This is a genomic window from Sorangiineae bacterium MSr11367, assembly GCA_037157805.1.
GTDB lineage: Bacteria > Myxococcota_A > Polyangia > Polyangiales > Polyangiaceae > Pendulispora > Pendulispora rubella.
In genome coordinates this window covers 6832506-6850661 of record CP089983.1, presented here as the reverse complement: position 1 = coordinate 6850661, position 18156 = coordinate 6832506, and the positions used below count along the sequence as shown (strand labels likewise).

General features: G+C 64.0%; 19 protein-coding genes. 6 read left to right on the top strand and 13 right to left on the bottom strand.

The features are described from left to right. Nucleotides 1–20: 20 nt before the first annotated feature. Nucleotides 21–938, bottom strand: a complete 918-nt coding sequence (locus LVJ94_26275) for an alpha/beta hydrolase (GenBank protein ID WXB00417.1) — start codon at nt 936–938, stop codon at nt 21–23. A gap of 106 nt (nt 939–1044) precedes the next feature. Between LVJ94_26275 and LVJ94_26270 the strand changes: the two genes are divergently transcribed. Then, nucleotides 1045–1977 (top strand): LysR substrate-binding domain-containing protein, encoded by a 933-nt coding sequence (locus LVJ94_26270; protein WXB00416.1) that lies wholly within the window; start codon nt 1045–1047, stop codon nt 1975–1977. On the opposite strand, the gene LVJ94_26265 is transcribed toward LVJ94_26270, so the two are convergent. Beyond that, a complete protein-coding gene (locus tag LVJ94_26265; protein ID WXB00415.1) occupies nt 1950–2843 on the bottom strand; it encodes a LysR family transcriptional regulator in 894 nt (297 codons plus the stop codon). The two genes, LVJ94_26270 and LVJ94_26265, sit on opposite strands and share 28 nt — an antisense overlap. Nucleotides 2844–2927: 84 nt before the next feature. Here LVJ94_26265 and LVJ94_26260 point away from each other — a divergent pair, with 84 nt between their 5' ends. Genes LVJ94_26260 through LVJ94_26250 form a run of 3 tightly spaced genes read left to right on the top strand, consistent with a single transcriptional unit; the run spans nt 2928 to nt 3581 of the window. Further along, nucleotides 2928–3143: a XapX domain-containing protein gene (locus tag LVJ94_26260; protein ID WXB00414.1), complete on the top strand. Its 216-nt coding sequence runs from the start codon at nt 2928–2930 to the stop codon at nt 3141–3143. Between the two features lie 48 nt (nt 3144–3191). Continuing rightward, the gene (locus LVJ94_26255) at nt 3192–3341 is read left to right on the top strand and encodes a 4-oxalocrotonate tautomerase family protein (protein ID WXB00413.1); all 150 of its coding nucleotides are present in this window, start codon (nt 3192–3194) and stop codon (nt 3339–3341) included. A 30-nt stretch (nt 3342–3371) separates the two neighbouring features. After that, nucleotides 3372–3581, top strand: a complete 210-nt coding sequence (locus LVJ94_26250; protein WXB00412.1) for a tautomerase family protein — start codon at nt 3372–3374, stop codon at nt 3579–3581. Nucleotides 3582–3598: 17 nt separating this feature from the next. On the opposite strand, the gene LVJ94_26245 is transcribed toward LVJ94_26250, so the two are convergent. The 3 genes from LVJ94_26245 to LVJ94_26235 form a co-directional block, all read right to left on the bottom strand. Further along, nucleotides 3599–4324 carry a dienelactone hydrolase family protein gene (locus LVJ94_26245; GenBank protein ID WXB00411.1) on the bottom strand — a complete coding sequence of 242 codons (726 nt, stop codon included), beginning with the start codon at nt 4322–4324 and terminating at the stop codon, nt 3599–3601. A gap of 60 nt (nt 4325–4384) precedes the next feature. After that, nucleotides 4385–6754: an SMI1/KNR4 family protein gene (locus tag LVJ94_26240; GenBank protein ID WXB00410.1), complete on the bottom strand. Its 2370-nt coding sequence runs from the start codon at nt 6752–6754 to the stop codon at nt 4385–4387. Nucleotides 6755–7414: 660 nt separating this feature from the next. Then, complete coding sequence (locus tag LVJ94_26235; protein WXB00409.1) at nt 7415–7876, bottom strand: HEAT repeat domain-containing protein; 462 nt, start codon at nt 7874–7876, stop codon at nt 7415–7417. Between the two features lie 163 nt (nt 7877–8039). On the opposite strand from LVJ94_26235, the gene LVJ94_26230 reads away from it, so the two are divergent. After that, on the top strand, nt 8040–9065 hold the full coding sequence (locus LVJ94_26230; protein ID WXB00408.1) for a beta-lactamase family protein: 1026 nt from the start codon (nt 8040–8042) through the stop codon (nt 9063–9065). Between the two features lie 10 nt (nt 9066–9075). Here LVJ94_26230 and LVJ94_26225 read toward each other — a convergent pair whose 3' ends face one another. After that, nucleotides 9076–9873 carry a hypothetical protein gene (locus tag LVJ94_26225; protein ID WXB00407.1) on the bottom strand — a complete coding sequence of 266 codons (798 nt, stop codon included), beginning with the start codon at nt 9871–9873 and terminating at the stop codon, nt 9076–9078. Between the two features lie 139 nt (nt 9874–10012). Here LVJ94_26225 and LVJ94_26220 point away from each other — a divergent pair, with 139 nt between their 5' ends. Further along, the gene (locus LVJ94_26220; protein ID WXB00406.1) at nt 10013–10759 is read left to right on the top strand and encodes a hypothetical protein; all 747 of its coding nucleotides are present in this window, start codon (nt 10013–10015) and stop codon (nt 10757–10759) included. Here LVJ94_26220 and LVJ94_26215 read toward each other — a convergent pair. Genes LVJ94_26215 through LVJ94_26185 form a run of 7 tightly spaced genes read right to left on the bottom strand, consistent with a single transcriptional unit; the run spans nt 10739 to nt 18022 of the window. Continuing rightward, nucleotides 10739–10957, bottom strand: a complete 219-nt coding sequence (locus tag LVJ94_26215; GenBank protein ID WXB00405.1) for a hypothetical protein — start codon at nt 10955–10957, stop codon at nt 10739–10741. The two genes, LVJ94_26220 and LVJ94_26215, sit on opposite strands and share 21 nt — an antisense overlap. Then, nucleotides 10954–11541, bottom strand: a complete 588-nt coding sequence (locus LVJ94_26210; GenBank protein ID WXB00404.1) for a VTT domain-containing protein — start codon at nt 11539–11541, stop codon at nt 10954–10956. The genes LVJ94_26215 and LVJ94_26210 overlap by 4 nt, the downstream gene beginning before the upstream one ends. After that, entirely contained in the window at nt 11538–12104 is a 567-nt protein-coding gene (locus LVJ94_26205; GenBank protein ID WXB00403.1) for a TetR/AcrR family transcriptional regulator, read from the bottom strand. The genes LVJ94_26210 and LVJ94_26205 overlap by 4 nt, the downstream gene beginning before the upstream one ends. A 53-nt stretch (nt 12105–12157) precedes the next feature. After that, the gene (locus LVJ94_26200; GenBank protein ID WXB00402.1) at nt 12158–12985 is read right to left on the bottom strand and encodes a LytTR family DNA-binding domain-containing protein; all 828 of its coding nucleotides are present in this window, start codon (nt 12983–12985) and stop codon (nt 12158–12160) included. Next, nucleotides 12982–14052, bottom strand: coding sequence for a histidine kinase (locus LVJ94_26195; protein WXB00401.1), 1071 nt, complete (start codon nt 14050–14052; stop codon nt 12982–12984). Before LVJ94_26195 ends, LVJ94_26200 begins: the two co-directional genes overlap by 4 nt. Next, nucleotides 14049–15197, bottom strand: coding sequence for an alpha/beta fold hydrolase (locus tag LVJ94_26190; GenBank protein WXB00400.1), 1149 nt, complete (start codon nt 15195–15197; stop codon nt 14049–14051). Before LVJ94_26190 ends, LVJ94_26195 begins: the two co-directional genes overlap by 4 nt. A gap of 32 nt (nt 15198–15229) precedes the next feature. Next, nucleotides 15230–18022 (bottom strand): carbohydate-binding domain-containing protein, encoded by a 2793-nt coding sequence (locus tag LVJ94_26185; GenBank protein WXB00399.1) that lies wholly within the window; start codon nt 18020–18022, stop codon nt 15230–15232. Nucleotides 18023–18156: the final 134 nt, after the last annotated feature.

The window sequence follows — 18156 nt, the reverse complement described above, 5'->3', positions numbered from 1 at the left end:
GTGCCTCTATTTCCGTGAACTCAGGACGATATTTCCGTAATCGGCATCGACCGTACGTCGGTGGTGGGTACGAGGTTGGCGCGAAGAAATGCCGCGATGATCTCTTGCGCCGCCCGTGCCGCCTCGAAGAGGGCGACGCTTCTCGGGAAACTGTGGGGCATGCCCTCCCAGACGTGGACTTCGGTCTTTTCCGATGACCCGAGGCGAAGCGCGTCGTCGAGCAAGATCTCCGCCGTTCCCACGTGAACTTGAATGGGGGGCGTGCCGCGCGTACGCCCGTAGAGAGGTGATGCGCGGCGGTCCCGCGGATCCTGTGCGCCGAGGTACTTGCGGACGCCGTCCTCGAGGACGCTCCGCGTGAGGACCGGGTCGTCGGCGGCCTTGGTGTCGAGGCTATTTCCGGTGAGCGCGAGATCGCTCCAAGGGGCGAGAAGCACCCCGCAAGCTGCGGATGGCTCCTCCTGAAGCAGGGAGAGCGCGAGGCCTCCACCGGCGGAGTCGCCGACGATCGCCACGCGTTCGGCGCCGAGCTGCTGGCTCAGGTCCCGATGCGCGGCGCGCGCATCGTCGTACGCCGCAGGGAAGGGGTGCTCGGGCGCCAGGCGATAGTCCGCGATGAACGCTGCGACGCCGGATCGGGCCGCGAGCCGACAGACGAAGCCGCGAAAGGCGCGGGCCGTGCCCAAAAAGTACCCACCGCCGTGCAAGTAGAGCATGGCCACGCCCTCCTGGCGTGACGCTGGGGTGCACCAGACGCCAGGGATGCCGCCGACGCGGGCTTCGGAATAGTCGACCCCGTCCACGAGCGGCGCCGATTGCTCCACGATGCGGTCGAACGAAGTGCGCGTGAGCGCAATGGGATGGGCGGCAAGCTTGGCACGAAAGGCGGCCATGGCCGCCTGGTCGGCGGCCGTCCACGGGTGATGAATTTCGGTCATCGGATCCTCCTGTCGATTCCACGCTAGGGTGGAAACCGACCGCATCGACAGCATGGACGGTGGCATGGGATGCATTCCGTGGTGGAATGGATCGTGAGGCCCACGGATGGATCGATTTGCGGCATTGAGGATGTTCGTTCGCGTCGTGGAGAAGGGCAGCTTCACCGCGGTGGCGCGCGAGCTCGGTGTGGGGCAGCCGGCGGTCAGCAAGACCATGGCTGCACTGGAGAAGGACCTCGGGATGACGCTGCTTCACCGGACGTCACGAAGTCTGGCGATCACGCAGCCCGGCCAACGTCTCTTCGACGACCTGAGGCCGTTGCTCGGCGAGCTTGATCAAGCCGTCGAGCGGGCCGTGCGCGGCGATCGCGCGCCTGCGGGCAGCGTTCGAATCGGCGTCGCCCCCGGCTTTGCCAGTCTGTACGCGGTACCGGCAGCGCGAGTCCTGCGCACCAGGTATCCTGAAATCTCGCTCGAGCTCGTCGTCTCCGAGCGCCACGTCGACCTCGTGGCGGAGAATATCGACCTGGCCATCCGTGCCGGCGAGCTGCGGGACGCGAGCGTCCTCGCCCAACGCGTGGGCGAAACGCCGCTGCTCGTCGTGGCTTCGAAATCGTACCTCGATCGCCATCGCGAACCGCGCATCCCGGCCGATCTGGAACAGCACGAACGCATCGTGTCGGTGTTGCGTGGGGTGCGACGACCATGGCGCTTCCGCGGCGTCCATCCCAACATCGTGCATCCGAGCCGCGTGAGCCTTCTGACCAACAACGCGGAAGAGATCCGCGCAGCAGTCCTCGCCGACCTGGGGTTCGCTCAGGTGCCGGGCTGGCTGGTGGCGCACGACCTCACGGCGGGGACAATCTGCGCGGTTCTACGCGCCTACGAGCCGCCCCCCGTGCGCATCTCGCTGGTTCGGCCGCCGCGACGAATGCCCGCGCGCGTTCGCGCCGTCGCCGATGTCTTTCTCCACGAGCTGGCCCGCGAGCCGCTGCTCGGCATGGGCGCACCTCAAGGCGCGAAGGCAGAGGCCAAGTAGTCGATCATAACGCGCACCTTGGCCGGCGGCCGGCGCTCGGGTGGATACAAGGCGAAGATATCGCCGAGGTTGCAATAGGGCTGGTCGAGCTCGATGGCCACGAGCGTTCCGGCTTTCAACGCGTCGCACACGATGAGCATCGGCACGTAGACGAGCCCCTGGCCGGCGATGGCCGCTGCGGCAAGAGCGTCTCCGTTGTTCGCGAAGAGATTGCCGCGAATCGTCACGTGATGCGAATTGTCTTTTCCGAATACCCACGTCTTGGGGCCCGCCAATTCGGACATGGAGTACCCCAGGCAATTGTGCTCGGCGAGCTCCTCCACTTTTCGCGGAATCCCATGCACGGCGAGGTAGGCGGGGGCCCCGCAAACGACCATGTCGACATTGGCGATCTTGCGCGCGGTCAAGCGGCTGCTGGCGAGTCGCCCGATGCGGATGGTGAGATCCCACCGCTCGTCCAACATGTCGATGGCGCGATCGTTGAGACCCAGTTCGACACGCACCCGTGGGTGCTGTCGACTGAACTCTGCAAGCAGCGGCGCGATGCACCGCACGCCGAACGACACCGGAGCATTCATGCGCAATGTGCCATTGGCATCGAGCCGGTAGGAAGCCGCTGCGGCATCCGCTTCATCGAGCTCCGCCAGGATTCGCTGACACGCCGCCAAGTATCCTCGCCCCGCTTCGGTGAGCGTCAACCGACGGGTCGTGCGGTGAAACAGCTTTACCCCCAATTGTGTTTCGAGCGCATCCACGTGCTTGGTGGCCATCGCGGATGAAAGACCAAGTTGGCGCGCTGCCGCAGACAGGCCACCGGCCGTTGCCGCGCGCGTAAAAACCTGCATGGCGGTGACCCTGTCGAGCATACGGATTTCCTACCACCAGTGAGAAGTCATCGCATTGGATCGCGCGTTATCGGGCATCCACGACGCCCTTAACGTCTGAGCACCATGCCGATCAAAATGTATGTGTTGTCTCTCGCCGCGGGGATCCTCGTCGGCGTGATCTACAGCGTGCTCAACGTCCGATCGCCGGCCCCTCCCGTGGTCGCGCTCGTCGGTCTGCTTGGAATGCTTGCTGGCGAGCAAGCCATCCCTCTCGCGAAACGATTGCGCGCGGACACCTCGCTTTCCGCCGCCCCCAAGCCACCGGAAAACCATCCATGACCGCGCAAATAGCGATCAATCGCATCTTTCCACCACGGGAGAAGACGCATGCCGCTCGTTCGATTTGATCTCATCCAAGGACGCACCGACGAAGAAGTGCAAACCCTGCTCGATGCCGCGCATCGTGCGGTGGTCGACGCCTTCGAGGTCCCCGAGCGCGATCGCTACCAGATCGTCTACGAGCACCCCGTTTCCTGACTCGTTCTGCAGGATACGGGGCTCGGTATCGTGCGGACGAACAAGGTGGTCGTCCTCACGCTCACCACCCGACCGCGAAGCGATCGGGCCAAGTCGAGGTTTTACGAAACGCTCTGTCGGGAACTCGAGGAGAGCTGCGGAATCACACCGAGCGATGTCATCGTCTCCCTGGTCACGAATTCGGATTCGGATTGGAGCTTCGGAAACGGTCGCGCCCAATTCATGACCGGCGAACTGTAAGCCGCTCCCGCGGAGCGTCAGATGGGACGACCAAACGTCTCGTCGAAGAGATCGATCATCGCTCGCCAGGAGCGCTCGTGGCTCGGGCGATGGTACGCGACGGCGGGGTTGTTGAGCCGATCCGCGTTCGGGTTTGCGAAGCCGTGGACCGCACCACCGTAGACGTGCAAGCGCCAGTCGACCTTCGCGGCGCGCATCTCTTGCTCGAATGCGAGGCGCTGGTCGGCGGGTACCCAGGGATCGTCCGCGCCGATGCAGGCGAGGACCTTGCCCTTGATGCGGTGCGCATCTTCGGGATCCTTCGTCGAGAGTTGCGCGTGGAACCCTACGATACATGCGAGATCGGCACCGTCGCGCGCGAGCTCGAGCACCGCGGCCCCGCCATAGCAGTAGCCGATCGCGGCGATCTTGTCCGCATCGCACTCGGGCTGCGCACGCAGCACGTCGAGGCTCGCACGCCCTATCGCACGGATCCGCTCGGGCGCCTCACGATACTTCGCGAGGAGCGCGGCGGTCTTCTCGAACCCCTCGAGCACGACCCCGTCGCCGACGTAGTCCATCGCGAACGCGACGTAGCCCAGCTCCGCGAGCTTCCGCGCGCGCTCCTTGACGACTTCGCTGACGCCGTTGGCCTCGTGTGCGATCAAGACGCCCGGCCGCCGCCCGCCGGGCGCGCGATCGACCGCCAAATATCCAACCCGCCGGGCGCCATCCGCTTCGTACTCGATGCTTTCGGTATGCACGGGAGGAAGCTTACTCGAACATGCGCCATCCCGGGCAGCCCCTTTGCTACCAGACGTCGCTCACGATTCCTCGTCCTCGTCGTCCTTCTCGGTCCAAGGCTCGAAGCCGATGGTCTCCAGCGGCTCGTCCAGCTCGGGAAGGCCGTCGGTCGAGAAGCGGCCACGCAGCCACTCCAGAAGAATGTCGGTCAGCTTGCCCGTTAGCGGTGGGCCTTGATCGGCGCTATGCGGATAGACGATCACGGGCCACTCGTCGGGGGCTCCTTGGGTCAGCCATCCCACGTAATCCCCGTCGATGGAATCCGCGAAGGGCAGGAACCCTCCGGGCTCCGGCCAAGTGGGGAGTGGGTGGTATTGGGGATGGTCGGCGCGCAAGCTCCGATATCCCTCGAGGACCTCGGCAACTTGGCACACGAGTCCCAATTTGTGATCGATCGCCAACGGCGGGCCGAACCGCAGATACTCGGACCAGCACCCCGCACCGTAGGTGTTCATCAAGGTCACGTACTCGGCCGGCAGCCGCGTGCCGAGTGCTTCGAAGACCTTCTCCCAAGTAGCGTCGCCGAGATAGCGCTCTTTGGGTGGAGGCACGAGGACCTTGATCGCTGCCAGCCCGGAGCCTTCGGTGAGCGCCTTGCGTCGCCGAGCCTCGGCTTTTCCGTTCTTCGGCGGCGCAGGCGGAGGCGGCACCCAAGGCACGGCGTCATGCGCGAGATTGGCCGTACGCTGCGCCATCGCCGGCAGCGGGCCGAGTGTGGCATCGCCGGCCAGCGGCACTCCGTCGTGAATCGCGGCGGACAACATCTGCAGCAATGGCATTTCGTAGTTGTGCCACGGTACGACGTTCTGATCGGCGGCGCTCACGCTGAACGACACGACGGGCCACTCATCGGGGTTGTCGGACGCCGACGTATCCCAGAAAAGAAAGGACGACTGGCGTGTCTCCCCCCAGAGGAGCAAACCGCCGGCCGCCGGGTGGAACACCGCAGGTTTACCACGAGCTGGCGCGTCACGTGCAACGGCGCGGCAATACTTGTGATTCTTCGTCAGCCATTCATGGTATTCGAAGAGCCCCGCTACCGCGCAGGGCATGTGCAACCAAATGTGCTCACCGATGTCGAGGGGCCCGTAGGCCGAGACCAACGCCTTGTAGTCTGCAGGCAGGCGGAGGCCGAGCCAGGACTCGACCGCGCCCCAGTCCACGGGGATCGGTGCCGCCGACGGCGCGAGAAACGCATTCAACGCGTCATGCTTCCGAATCGGGATCGTGCTCCCCTCTGCGCCGGGTGCGGTGAGAGTATCGAGCCAAGGCGCCAACTCGGCGGCGAAGATGCCTGTTCCGAGACAGTCGATTTCGAAAGGCCTCAGCATCAAGAGACGCCGTCTTTTGGCATCGAATGCGAAACGAGGGTCTTCTCGGCCTTCGGGAGAATCGTCTTCCTTTTGAACGGAGATGGTGATGCCTTCGTTCCAGCGTCCCTCCCCCTGGTACGCCCAGAGAACGACGTCATTCCCGCGATCTTCGACCGCAAATATGGCACCGGTCACGGGGTCGGTTTCCAGCAATCGGACGTTGCTCGGGGCGTGGAACTCGGGATAGGCCGTCCATCGGCGCCCGTCGAAGTGCTCGGTCATGCGCGTCGGCGTCGGATGCGGGTGATAGTCCAGAGTCTGCGGAAGCACACCGCCGGTGATGATCAACTCGTCCCCAACGACCACGCCGACGCCATCGGCACGCGGCAACGGAGCGCTCTCCGTCTTCAACTCACACCACCCCTCGGATTCCGACCACTCCCACGTCGTGCGCAGCGGGGTACCGTCGTCGTGGCCGGCGCTGACGAAAATGCGACCCGAGCGTGGATCGACGACGAGCGTATGGGAAGCTCCCTCGGGCTTGCGCCCTGTCGTCTTCGGTGGCGCCCATCGCTCATCGCTTGCACGGTACGCAAGGATCTCGAAGGCGAGATCTCGCGAAACGAGGTGCGGGCGATCCGTATCGTCGATCCGCATCGAAACCCACGGATCGCGCTGCTTCCAGGTCGTCCCATTCCAGGAGGCGGTGCCATAACTATGCCACGCCACGAGGCCGTCCGGCCCCGGAGTGAGTACCTCCACGGCCTGAGGATAGGCGTCGAGCTCGATCCATGTCCCTTCGGGACTCAACATCTTCGGGATGCCATCACTGCCCGAGAACAGGGCGCGCCCCGTCACCGGATGGGTCGCTGGCAAGACGAACTCCGGGAGCGTTTCGTCCTCCCCGTCGATGGCACCTCCGGTCGAGACCCCCGGCCCGGTGAGCGCGACGAGGTCCTTCCCATTCCAAATGGATGCACGGGTGCACGTTGCGCCTTTTTCATTCCAAACGACAATCAAGGCTTTGCGAGCGTCGTCCCACGCCACCGCCACCCGGCGTCCATCCCATTTGCCCATGCGTCGCTTTTTTGAATCGAAACCGAGCGTTCCTGCGATTGTCCAGTTCCCACTCACGTATTCGTGAATCGTCCCGTCTCGAACGTCGACGAGGACAATCGCCTCCCGCGCGCGATCGACTTCCACTGCGAATTCGGAGAAACGTCCCCCCTCCTCGGAGAACGGCGGGGGTGGCCGCGAAACGAAACGGGTGCCATCGAAAACAGCGTGATGATAGCTGTCCGCCAAATAGGCCAACAGATGCAGCTCGCCCGCTGGAAGGTAGAGTAGACGCGCACCCCTGGGTTTGCTTGGAAACAGGTTCTGCGAGCACATGACCTGAAAGTCATGGCCGTCACCGCGCCACAATGCGGAATTGCTTCCGTATTGGTCGCAGGTCGCGATCCAAAAGGATTTCCCGTCCCATGCAATGTAATACGCACGGTTGAGATTCGGGCCCGACGTCAACTGCTCGAAATCGATTTTCAAGGGCTGGCTCCTCACCTGTCTATCTTCTACGAAGCGTATCCGCATTCCTTCCCGCGGGACGCTTCATAGGTCGTATCGCGCACCGTGAGCACGACGCGTTCCCAGGGCTCGGCGCCTTCGAACCAACTCGTCGGGCGTGTCGAGAAGCCGAACGAATTGCAATATTAGAATCCGGCATCTGAAGCCACGTAGCTATTCGACGAGCCTCCTAGGATAGCCCGGCTGCCCATACGGCCATCCATCGGGAAACGCGTAGTCCGCGGAGAGTGCGTGCGTCGCGATCATCCAATACTTGAGCGCGCGCCCCGCCCAGCGGCGTGAGTCCTTGTCCGTTGCGCTTTGCACGGCCTGATCGATCGGGGCCTTGGCTTCGGGGCGACCCGACTTGCCGAGGGTGATGAGGATCGCACCCCGCACGTACAGAAACCGTTCCGTGCCAAGGGCATCGAGCAGAGGCTGAATGGCGTTGGGAGGGACGCCCTCGTCGGTTCGTAGACTGTCCGCTGCCCGTTGCCGCGTATCGGGGTCCGGGTCGTGAAGTTCGGCGATCGCTTGATCCGGCGGCGGCGAATTGTGGCAGGCCAGGGGCCCGGCGGCGATGGCGGTAAGGGCGATGGCGAGGAAGGTCGTGCGTCGAGTCGAGTAAGTCTGCATATGCGCGGGATTATCACCAGACGATGTCCCCGTCACGAAACGACCGCTGCTCGAAGCCCGCGACGAGGACACGTCGACGTCACGAGCGGAGCGGCTCCGCTTCGATCGTGACTTTCGGCATATGGTCACGAGCGCCCACCTCGAGCAAAGTTCTGGGGTTCTCATGATTTTTCGACTCTCTGTGGTCTGTCTTTTGGCCGGGCTGGCGGCGTGCACCGCCAAGGCTCCGGCGCCCTCGGACGTCGATCGCGTTCTGTCGCGGTGGGACGCCGACGACCACCCCGATTTGAAGGCGGTTATCGTCCTGCGCAACGGCGCACTCGCCGGCTCGCGCTATTACAATGGCGAGAAGCCGGACACGCTTCATGACATTCGCTCCGCCGGAAAAAGCATCACCTCGCTGCTGGTCGGTATGGCCATCGAAGCGGGGCGCATCGAGGGAACGTCGGACCCCGTCGGCCGCTATCTGCCCGATGCGCGTGGGACCCCGGTGGAGAACATCACGCTGGACGACGCGCTCACCATGCGTTCCGGCCTCGATGCCGACGACGAGGACGAGGCATCGCCCGGCAACGAGGACAAGCTCGATGCTGCCCGTGATCCGCGCGCATTCGCCTTATCCATTTCTGCGCGCGAGCCGCGAGGCAGCCGCTACGTCTACAACTCGCTCTCCGCGTACCTGGTGGGTCTGGTCGTCGAAAAGGCCGTCGGCCGCCCACAGGACGAGTTCGCGCGCGATGCACTTTTTTCGCCGTTGGGCATCACGCACTGGACGTGGCAGCACGATGCGGGCGGGCACACGAAGGGGCAGGGGAACCTCTGGCTCACCGCGCTGGACGTCGCGAAAATTGGCCAAATGGTGCTCGATGGTGGCACGTACCAAGGCCGTCGCATCGTCGGCGCGCGATGGCTCGACGCAAGCGTCCAGCCGCGCGTCGCCATCTCGGCCGTGGATCCCTATGCCGACGGGTACGGATATTTCTGGTACACGAAGACGCACGATATCCGCGGGGAGCGCGTCCGCGTATCGTTTGCCTCGGGCAGCGGCGGAAACAAGATTTACATCGTGCCATCGCGCCATCTGGTGGTCGCGATCACGTCGAGCGCCTATGGACGCGGATACGGCCAGAGGCGCTCGGAGGCTATTTTGAGAGCGCTGCTCGAGGAAGCTTCGTCCTTGAAATGGTGATTTCTCCCGTTCAATCTGGCCATGAATAGGAATCGACGGGGTAGGCGCCGAGGAGTTTCTCGAAAGGCCCGATCGTGCGGACCTGGCCCGTTTCCAAGACGGCCCACGCGATCTCTCCCTTTGCATTCAAGAGGATTTCGTCGCCGTTCTGCGCCGAATAGATGATGGCCGCGCCGTCCCACGCTTGGCGACTGCCGTCGTCGTCGTCGCTATCTTCGGCGTCGAAACGGTCGCGCGCCGATGGAACGGTGAAGTGGCCGGAGTGCATGGGCGGCATATCGCGTAGCCGGCCGAACGTCGTGAAAAACTCGACCATGGCAGGTTGCGTCGGGATTCCGGCCGACGCAAACGAAGCCTCCACTTCGTCGCGGGTCGGCGGTTCGCCCAGGAGGAGAGAGGGATCGCCCTCCTCGGGCTCCTCGGCATCGGCAGGGCGCAACTCCAGCCATGCGCCCATGACGATTTCGAACAGCTCTTTCCCTTTCGGTTCTTTCGGCGGGACGGCCCTCACCGCCGCGACGCCCTCGACGACCGCAACCGGCGACATATCTTCGAGCAGCATCGTGGCGAACGCCGCGACCGCCTCACTCTCGCCCCGTGTGCATCGAGCGCAAAGCGTGGGGACGATCGCCTCCACGGGCCCTTCGACCAGCGCCCGGAACGCGGGGCCCCATGGCAGACGCTCCAGCGCGGCTCGGTCGAGTGGGAGCTCGTGACGGAGTGGCTTCTGCTTGGTTATCTTTTTCATCTCGTCGGCCGTGACGAGTCTCGATGCTTTGCCAGCCGCACCGCCGGTCACTCGGTCCATGGTCGTCTCCTCGCGGGAGGGCATTGCACCATGCCGATGCGCTGCAGCACAACGCGCATTTACGCAAATGCTGCCGGGAAAAACGCAACTCGCCAAGGCGCCGCGAACGAGTACCATCGCTACGTTCGAGGAACAGGTCATGAAGCTCATCGTCGCCGGATCGACCGGCTTCGTCGGCACCGAGGTTATCCGACAAGCCCTCGCCAATCCCGCCGTCACGTCCATCGCCGCCCTCGCGCGCCGAGTGACGACCGTACCGCAGAGCACGGGGCCCGGAGCGGACACCACGAAGCTCACGTCCGTCGTCTGCGAGGATTTCGAGCGCTATCCAGAGCGGGTAACGCGAGAGCTCGCGGGGGCCGACGCCTGCATTTGGCTCATCGGCGTGACACCGTCCCATTTGAAGAAGATGCCGTGGCAGGAGGTGCGGAAGATCTGCCTCGATTACACGGTCGCGGGACTCGCAGCCAGCGCGCAGCTCCCACGCGCCCCGGCGAGCAAGCCTTTTCGCTTTCTCTACGTCAGCGGTGCAAACGCCGAGCGGGATCCGCGCAAGAAGCCGTGGGTGTTGGGCGACTATTGCCTGCTGCGGGGAGACGTCGAGTCCCGCGTCCTCGAGCATGCCAAAGAGTCTCGGGGGGCGGTGGAGGCCTGCATCGCAAAGCCTGGACTGATCGATGCACCGGGCCGGACGGGGCTCATGATGAAAACCGTGCAGACGATTGGCCGCAGCCTCATTGGCCTTCCGAAGGTCGATCTGGGCGAGATGGCGGCTGCACTCCTCGAGCAGGCGGTCAATGGGCTCGAGAAGGACACGCTCCTCAATGCGGATCTGGTCAGGATTGGCACGAAGGCGTTGGCGAATCTACCTCGGTATTCCCATTAGTCCCCATGCTTCGTGGGGGCGCATCGTCGGCAAGGTGGCCTTGGGACGACGCTTCGCACCGCCGAAGAGAAGCTCGGGAAGCAAACGAAGGACGCGGCCCGTCTCCACCTTCCACGGCCCCGCCGGATTGCGGAAACGGCTCCCATCGAACTGCTTCGACGCGCGGACTCGTTCCAGCCGCAGACCACGAAAGTTCATGCGAGCTTCGCCCCGAGGTAGCTTACGACGAGCAGCGGCAGCACGTAACCGACGAGCGAGCCCCAGAAGTGAATCCAGAACCCGACCTTGGAGATTCCGAAGAATGCGTGGAGCGCCTGCGGCATCCAGAGGAGCAGCCGCAGCACCACGACGGTGGAAAAGGCATTCCGCTCGAGCGCCGCGTCGTACTTGCGCAGCCGCGCGGGGATGCGCGCCGAGACCCAGTCCCTCGCGACGAATCGGGCGAACGTGAAGCCGACGACGCTCGCCGCCATCGTCCCGACCATGGAGAGGGCGAACGCAGTGGGCCACGGCCAAATGAGCGGCGCCGCGGCCACGAAGACCGTGCCAGGGACGCCGAAGGGTTGCAGCACCGTGTACGCGACGATGAACGCCAGGTAGCCCCACGCGCCCATTTCGACGAGCGTGTGCGCCAGCGCCTTCGGCTCACCGACGCGCGCGAAAATGCCGAAGTACCAGGCGCTGGTGAGCATGATCAGTACGAGCCCGATGACGCCGAGCTTGACGGCGCGCAGTCTCGGCGACGGCATCGCGGTGCTCGATGGCTTCGTCGATGCCGTCATGAGCGTGCTCCCTTCTTCGACGAGCGAGGCGCGAAGCGCACTGCGAGGAGCTGCGTGCGCTGCTCCAGCACCTTCATCGACGGTTGATCGGCGAGCAACCCGTCGAGCGCGAGGAGGAAGACCTCGGCGCTCGCCTCGTCGCCCAAGATCGCCGCCACGCACTCGAGCGCGACCTGGCGATAAAGAGCCTCGCTCTCGGGATCGATTCGCTCGCACGCGTCGAGGAACTCGCTCCCCATCGGCGCGCCGAGCATCTCGGCCCAGGGCTCGAGCACCAACAGACGGCAGACGGTGAGCAAGCGCTCATACGCGCTGCCCGGGCCGTTCGCCGCCTCCTTCGCGGCGGGGTGCCGAGAGACCAGCCAGTCCACGAAGACGGCCCGGTAAATATCTTCCTTGTCCTTGAAGAGCCGGTAGAGCAGCGTGCGCGAGAGGCCAGCGCGCCGGGCGATGTCTTCGAAGGCCGTCTTCGCGAAGCCGAAATTGAGGAAGCACCAGCGCGCAGCGGTCAGGATCCTCCCGCGGCGGGCAGCCGCCTCGTCGTCGGTCATCGTCGCGGGCATGAGAACATTGTGACAACTGGTTCACCAACTGTCAACATGCTCCCGATGGTCCGTTACATGGCGCGAAACAAATGAGCATGCAGGCGGCTGACCGGAATTCTTTCTGGGCGGCCGCGCAGAGTTAGCTGCAGCTTGCCCGTATCGTCGCGCTGTGCTGAGTCGATGGCATCCGTGCGCACGACCACCGCGCGGTGGACCTGCCAGAAGAGGCTTGGGTCCAATTGCGGTATCAGTTGCTTGAGCGGCGTGCGAATCAAATATTCGTGTGTGGCGGTCAGCACGCGGACGTATTTGTCGGCGGCTTCGAAATACAGCACCTCGTCAATTGGCACCATGTGCACGGTGCTGCCGCCTGAATCGCTGGCGGCGATCCGCTTGAGCGGAGCGACGCGAGGCGTGGTGAGGTTGCCGGACGCGTCGGCGGCGCTAAGCACGTGTCGCCATTGCGACAATGCCCGTTCGAGCGCGTCGGCATCCGGGGCCGTTTGCTTGGCGAGCGCCTGTTGCAGTCGCAGCACGGTTTTGCGCAGGCGTGCGGGCTCTACCGGCTTGAGGAGGTAATCGATGGCATGGGTTTCGAAAGCACGGGCCGCGTATTCATCGTAGGCGGTAATGAAAACGAGCTGCGGAATGGGCGCCTCGGAGATTGGCCAGCCATCGGCCAATTCGGCGGCGGCCCCGAGGCCATCGAGGCCGGGCATGCGGATGTCCAAAAACAGCACCTGCGGCAGCAAGCGCAGTGCCTCGCGGACGGCACCAAGACCATCGCCGACGGTGGCTACCACCTGCAATTCGGGCCAAGCCGTAGCAAGTTCGGTCTCGAGGGCGCGCGCGAGCAGCGGCTCGTCTTCGGCAATGAGGGCGCTCGGGTTCATGCTCATGTTGCCTCGGGAAAGGTGAGGGTAGCCCGGGTGACGCCGGCGGGATCGGCCGTCAAACTCATGGTGCCGCGTGTACCGTACACGGTGGCGAGCCGCTCGCGCACCTGCTCGAGCCCGAAGCCGCTGCCACCGGTGGGCACCGCGCCACGGAGGCCGACGCCGGTGTCGGCCACTTCGATCACCAGTTGTGTGCCGTGGCCCGTCACTTCGCGGTAGGCCCTTACCGTGATTTCACCGCCGTCGACCTTGGGCTCGAGTCCGTGTCGTACGGCGTTTTCCACCAGCGGCTGCAAAAGCAGGGGTGGCACGGGGACACGGCGGAGTTCGTCCGGAAGATCCAGCGAGTAGCGCAATCTGTCCCCCATTCGCACCGACATGAGCTCGAGGTAATCGCGCAGCCGGTCGAATTCGGACGCCAGCGGATGAAGGATCGTGCGGGAACCGCCGAGCGTGGCGCGCAGGTAGCCATTCAGGCGATCGAGCATGGCCACGGCACGCACTGGCTCGGCCTGGATGAGGGCCCGCAGATTGGCGAGTGTGTTGAACAACATGTGCGGTTCCAGCTGCGTTTCCAACAGTTTGAGGCGCGCTTCCGCGGCGTCGCGCTGGGCGAGGGCAACCTGCCCTTGAAGGTGTTTGCGTTTGGCGAGGTTGTAAAAGAAGACGTTGATGCTCCCGGCCGCCGCCACCGTGATCACGAGTGTGCGGGGGAGCCCGGGGCCCGCGAAGTGGAAGTCGAACAACGGCTTTCCGCTCCAGGTGTTGCCGATGGCGTTCCCTGCCAGAAAGCCCATGGTGACGCCCGCCACGACCAGCGCGATACCTGGTAGACCGTGTGGCCAGGGTTTCGATCGGTGGTCGCGCAGGAGCTGGCGGCCGGGATCGATCACGAGCCAGCTGATCATCCCGATCGACAGCGAATAGACGAATTGCGTTCCCCAGTCGCCATGGCCCGAGAGGGCCACCGCCACCGCGACGATGCAAGAAAACGCTGCGGTGATCAGGCCGCGCCGCAGCAGGTCCCCGATGCTTTCGGCCGTGAATCGGCGGCGAGACACGTGCTTCATGGTGTGCGAGGCCGTTCGAGCCGCTCGACGGCCGCCACTGCCGCGGCACGTGCGGCGGCGCTCAACGAGAGCGAGATATGGCCGGTATCGGGCACCTGCGTAATCGGGATATCGGGCCGGCCGGCATCGGCGAACACCTGGGCGAACTTGTCGGCGATGAAAACTTCGTCCCGGCTTCCGACCAGCACCGCAGCCGGTTGGTGAATCTCACGGATGTCGTGCTTGTAGTCGTCGTCGGGCTGAAAGTTGTTGGCGAGGGCATACGAATAGGACGCCGTCAATTCGTCGGGTGGTGCGTCCGCTACCGCGAAATTCACGACCGCGAGATGGTTGAACACGCGGATGCCCACCCGGTTCAGCAGCGTCAATGCGACGATGCGCGGGACTCCAACCGATACCCAACCTCCCGCGTTGGGCCGATAATTGGGTGCGCGGCGATGGGTGTAGGGTGCCATGAATAGGTAGTTGTCGAACAGCGCCTGGCGCGTGCCGCCGGCTATGCGGATGGCGAAACCGCCGCCAGACGAAAAGCCCACCAGCGTCTTGGGACCGGCAGGCTGCACGGCGCGCACGAAGTCCTCCATATCGTCGTCGAGCTGGCCGAGGTAAGCGATGTCACCGCGCGGGCCCGACTGACCATGGCCGCGCACGTCGAGCGCGTCGACCGCGAAGCCGGCCTGCGCAAAGCTCTGTGCGAGGGGGTGCATGTCTCGACTGCTGGACGACGAGCCATGCACGAGGACCACGGTGCCGCGACGGGGCTTGCCCTCAGCCGGCATGTAGTGCCGGTACGCGAGCGAGGTGCCGTCGCGCGCCGAGTAGTGGCTCGGGCGCGGCACGCCGGAGAAATCAACGTTGCGGAATGGGTCGCTGATGCTTTGCATCGGCTTGGGTCGGGCAGGGCCGCCCAAGGCCAAGGCTGCGGCCATCGTGCCGAGCAACAGCGTTGCGGCGGATACGATAACGGAGCGGAATTTCATGATTTGGACCTGGCCGGGACTGTCGCGCCAAGGCAGCCCGCCAGCAAGGGCGATGCGACAGAGTACCGTCAGGACGCGCCAGATGCACAGCGACGGCGCGAAGTGCGTCCTGGCAGACCGGCAGAGAGAAAGAAGAAAAGCTCCGATGACCGCGGATACGGTCACCGGAGCTTCATTTTTACCGAGCTGGTCCGTCGCTAATTGACTTTGGCCGCGCGGCTGTAGTGGCCATTCGGCGACTTGGTGCGCACCCATACCGTGCCGGAGACGGCCGTCGGTGCCGTGTACGGCTTGAACGTGGTGCCGTTGTCGGTCGAGTATTCGATGGCCAATCCCGGATAGCGCAGATTCGCCAGGAGCTGCCCGTTGTCGATTTTTGCGCCCGGAAGCGGCACGCGGTAATTGACGCCCGTGGTCTTGGGGAGCTCGCCGCGAAGATCGACCGGGTGATAGTAATCGAGGCGGGGGAGTTCGGCTTGGCCGAGCGTGGTCACGAATTGCTTCCACGCGGGGGGCAGTGCGTTGGCCGTTTCGGGCGTGTTGAAATTCCACGCGCGCTCGGCCACACCGAGGATCTTCGGGAACGCGAAGTACTCCACCAATTCGGGGCTCTTGAGGTTCTCACCCCAGAGGAGCCCTTGCATGCCGAGGATGTTCGCGCGCTTGGACGCGTCGGTCAGATGGACCTTGTTGTTCCACTCGCCTGCTGGGAAAGCATCCCCCATGCGACTGTGCGTGGCGATATCGAAAATGTTGAACGGGAGGTAGTTGAACGTCTTGCTCTCGTCCACGAAGTTTGCCCAATAATAGCCGGGCTCGTCCGGATCGTTGTTGTACGCCAGATCCATATACAAATTGGTGGCGTGTGCCAAAATGACCGTCTGGTCGTTGTTGGCATATTTGTACGCGTCGTCTTCGCGCCCCCAACCCCAGACGTTGCTCCACGGCATGGGAATGAACCCGGGAAGCACCAACCCGCTGTGAATGATATCGTCCCACCCCGTCATGGTGGCGCCGGTGGCCGTGATGATCGGCTGCCACTTCTTGAAGAAGTAGTCCTTGATGCCCGTATCGTCCAAGTTCTTCGTATCCGGGTTGGACTGGCACAACGGAGAGCCCTTCCACCACGTGACCGTGGCGCTGAGCCCCGGCAGTTCGTCGCCGCCGCCGTGGATCATGGTGAGTGGGGCACCGACGGCGTCGAAGCGCGCCTTGACCTCTTTGACGACCTTGGCGAGGAACGCGTAGGACGACGGCAAGCAAGGATTGACGAAGTTGTCGGTATATCCCTGCACGCTCTTGTGCGTCGACTTGTCGTCCGGGTCGACCAAGCGGTACTGCGTGGCCTTCGTCGCATCGCTCGAGGCAAACTTGCGATAGCGGTACTCCATGGCTTTGACCGCCGCACGCGCATGCCCCGGCACGTCGATCTCGGGAATGACGTCGATGTGGCGCTCGGCGGCGTAGCGGAGGATCTCCTCGAAATCCTTCGTCGTGTAGTAGCCGGAGCCCTTCCCGACGAAGTTGAGCGACGCCTTTTCGAACCCCTGGAACACGGCGGCTTTCCCGCCGTTCGCCTCGGCCGGGTTGGCTGCTTTGCCGGAGATCCCGTCCCCCGATCCGAGATCGTTCGAGGAGCCCATGGCGGCATGGAGCGTATTGGTCTCGTTCACGTCGAAGCCGCGGTTCGCGCCGAACGAGGTGAGTTCGGGTATATCCGGAATTTCGAGGCGCCACCCCTCATCGTCCGTAATGTGGAAGTGGAACTTGTTGATCTTGTGGGCGGCCAACAGATCGAGAAGCTTCTTGACCGTATCTTTCGACTGGAAATGGCGCCCGACGTCGAGCGTCATGCCGCGGTACGCGAAGAGCGGCTTGTCGGAAATGGTGATCTCCGGCAACACGAACGACGCCCTTTTTCCCGAGGTGGCCGCGTCTTGGTAGGCGCCGGTGGGAACCAACTGGCGCAAGGTTTGGATCCCATAAAAGATGCCCGCCGCTTTGCGTGCGCGAATTTCGACCCCGTTCGCCGGGGCGATCGCGAGCGAATAGCTCTCGTCGCCCGCCGGCGCCGCAGGGTCGAGCACGAGGCGCACTGCGGTGTTCGCCTGATCGGCCTTGTCGGTGATGGCGCCAGAGATGACGTCTCCCAGTGCAGCTTTGAGGAAGGCCTTCTCGCCATCGAGACCGGCGCTGGCGTAGACGGTAATGGCGCCGCCGCCTCCGAGCGTGTATTGCCCCGTGCCGACGTTGACCGATTGCGGCGTGGGCAAAAGGCCGGTGGCCGCGTTGACGGTGCCGCCTTGCAGGGGAGTGTTCTCTTGGTATCGCGATTGCGCCGTGGGGACTGGCACGTGATCGCCGGGGAAGCGCTTGGTCTGCTTGGGATCCGTCGCGTCGATCACCGTGGTGGACTTCAGCGCCCACGCGGTATCACTCGAACCGAGGACGAGATGGAAGCCTGCGGGGCCGTCGGTGTTGACGATGGCCCAGTTTTCCGCGAGGAGCGTGATATTCCGCGACTTGCCCGGTGCAATGGGCGTGAAGTTCGCGAGGGGTTCCATGACGAAGTAGTCGCCGCTCTGCGCCTTGTCTCCGTGCGAGATCTTGAGGCCTTGCTTCGCCAGATCTTGGGTGTACGCATCGTCGGCTTTTCCGTCGGGCAAGATGCCGCGGACGAAGCTGAAATAGATCTTCCACCCCGTCGTATCCAGAAGCAGATCGCTATCGTTCTGAATGGTCAGCTCGCCGGAGAAGAATGCACCCCCCGCCGATATGGTGTTATCGATTGGGCGGAACGAAATGGAGATATTGGGACCGAGTGCACTGGCGTCGGGGCCGCTGTCGGTGCCGGCATCCACCGTACTGCTGTCCGGCTTTCCCCCGTCGTTCGCCGGCGGAGGGTTGTTCCCCCCATCGTCGTCGCACCCCGCCATCATCATCCACGAGGAAGCCAAGATGATCGAAATACCAAGCAGGGACCTTCTCATGCGCTACCTCACTTTAGAGTTTAGTAGAATACGCTATCAGCGCATGATCCCGGCTATCAATACAGAAGGGGGGCGGGTGATCAAATCACATGATCCCTTTGATCACCCATGATCGGATCGATCGTGCTCGGCGG

Bases quoted from the DNA above. Each gene is read 5' to 3' on its own strand.
- LVJ94_26275 (WXB00417.1), bottom strand. From the start codon at position 938: ATGACCGAAATTCATCACCCGTGGACGGCCGCCGACCAGGCGGCCATG.
- LVJ94_26205 (WXB00403.1), bottom strand. From the start codon at position 12,104: ATGCCCGCGACGATGACCGACGACGAGGCGGCTGCCCGCCGCGGGAGG.
- LVJ94_26260 (WXB00414.1), top strand. From the start codon at position 2,928: ATGCCGATCAAAATGTATGTGTTGTCTCTCGCCGCGGGGATCCTCGTC.
- LVJ94_26195 (WXB00401.1), bottom strand. From the start codon at position 14,052: ATGAAGCACGTGTCTCGCCGCCGATTCACGGCCGAAAGCATCGGGGAC.
- LVJ94_26265 (WXB00415.1), bottom strand. From the start codon at position 2,843: ATGCTCGACAGGGTCACCGCCATGCAGGTTTTTACGCGCGCGGCAACG.
- LVJ94_26235 (WXB00409.1), bottom strand. From the start codon at position 7,876: ATGCAGACTTACTCGACTCGACGCACGACCTTCCTCGCCATCGCCCTT.
- LVJ94_26240 (WXB00410.1), bottom strand. From the start codon at position 6,754: ATGGGCAAATGGGATGGACGCCGGGTGGCGGTGGCGTGGGACGACGCT.
- LVJ94_26270 (WXB00416.1), top strand. From the start codon at position 1,045: ATGGATCGATTTGCGGCATTGAGGATGTTCGTTCGCGTCGTGGAGAAG.
- LVJ94_26215 (WXB00405.1), bottom strand. From the start codon at position 10,957: ATGAACTTTCGTGGTCTGCGGCTGGAACGAGTCCGCGCGTCGAAGCAG.
- LVJ94_26255 (WXB00413.1), top strand. From the start codon at position 3,192: ATGCCGCTCGTTCGATTTGATCTCATCCAAGGACGCACCGACGAAGAA.
- LVJ94_26200 (WXB00402.1), bottom strand. From the start codon at position 12,985: ATGAGCATGAACCCGAGCGCCCTCATTGCCGAAGACGAGCCGCTGCTC.
- LVJ94_26230 (WXB00408.1), top strand. From the start codon at position 8,040: ATGATTTTTCGACTCTCTGTGGTCTGTCTTTTGGCCGGGCTGGCGGCG.
- LVJ94_26185 (WXB00399.1), bottom strand. From the start codon at position 18,022: ATGAGAAGGTCCCTGCTTGGTATTTCGATCATCTTGGCTTCCTCGTGG.
- LVJ94_26220 (WXB00406.1), top strand. From the start codon at position 10,013: ATGAAGCTCATCGTCGCCGGATCGACCGGCTTCGTCGGCACCGAGGTT.
- LVJ94_26225 (WXB00407.1), bottom strand. From the start codon at position 9,873: ATGGACCGAGTGACCGGCGGTGCGGCTGGCAAAGCATCGAGACTCGTC.
- LVJ94_26210 (WXB00404.1), bottom strand. From the start codon at position 11,541: ATGACGGCATCGACGAAGCCATCGAGCACCGCGATGCCGTCGCCGAGA.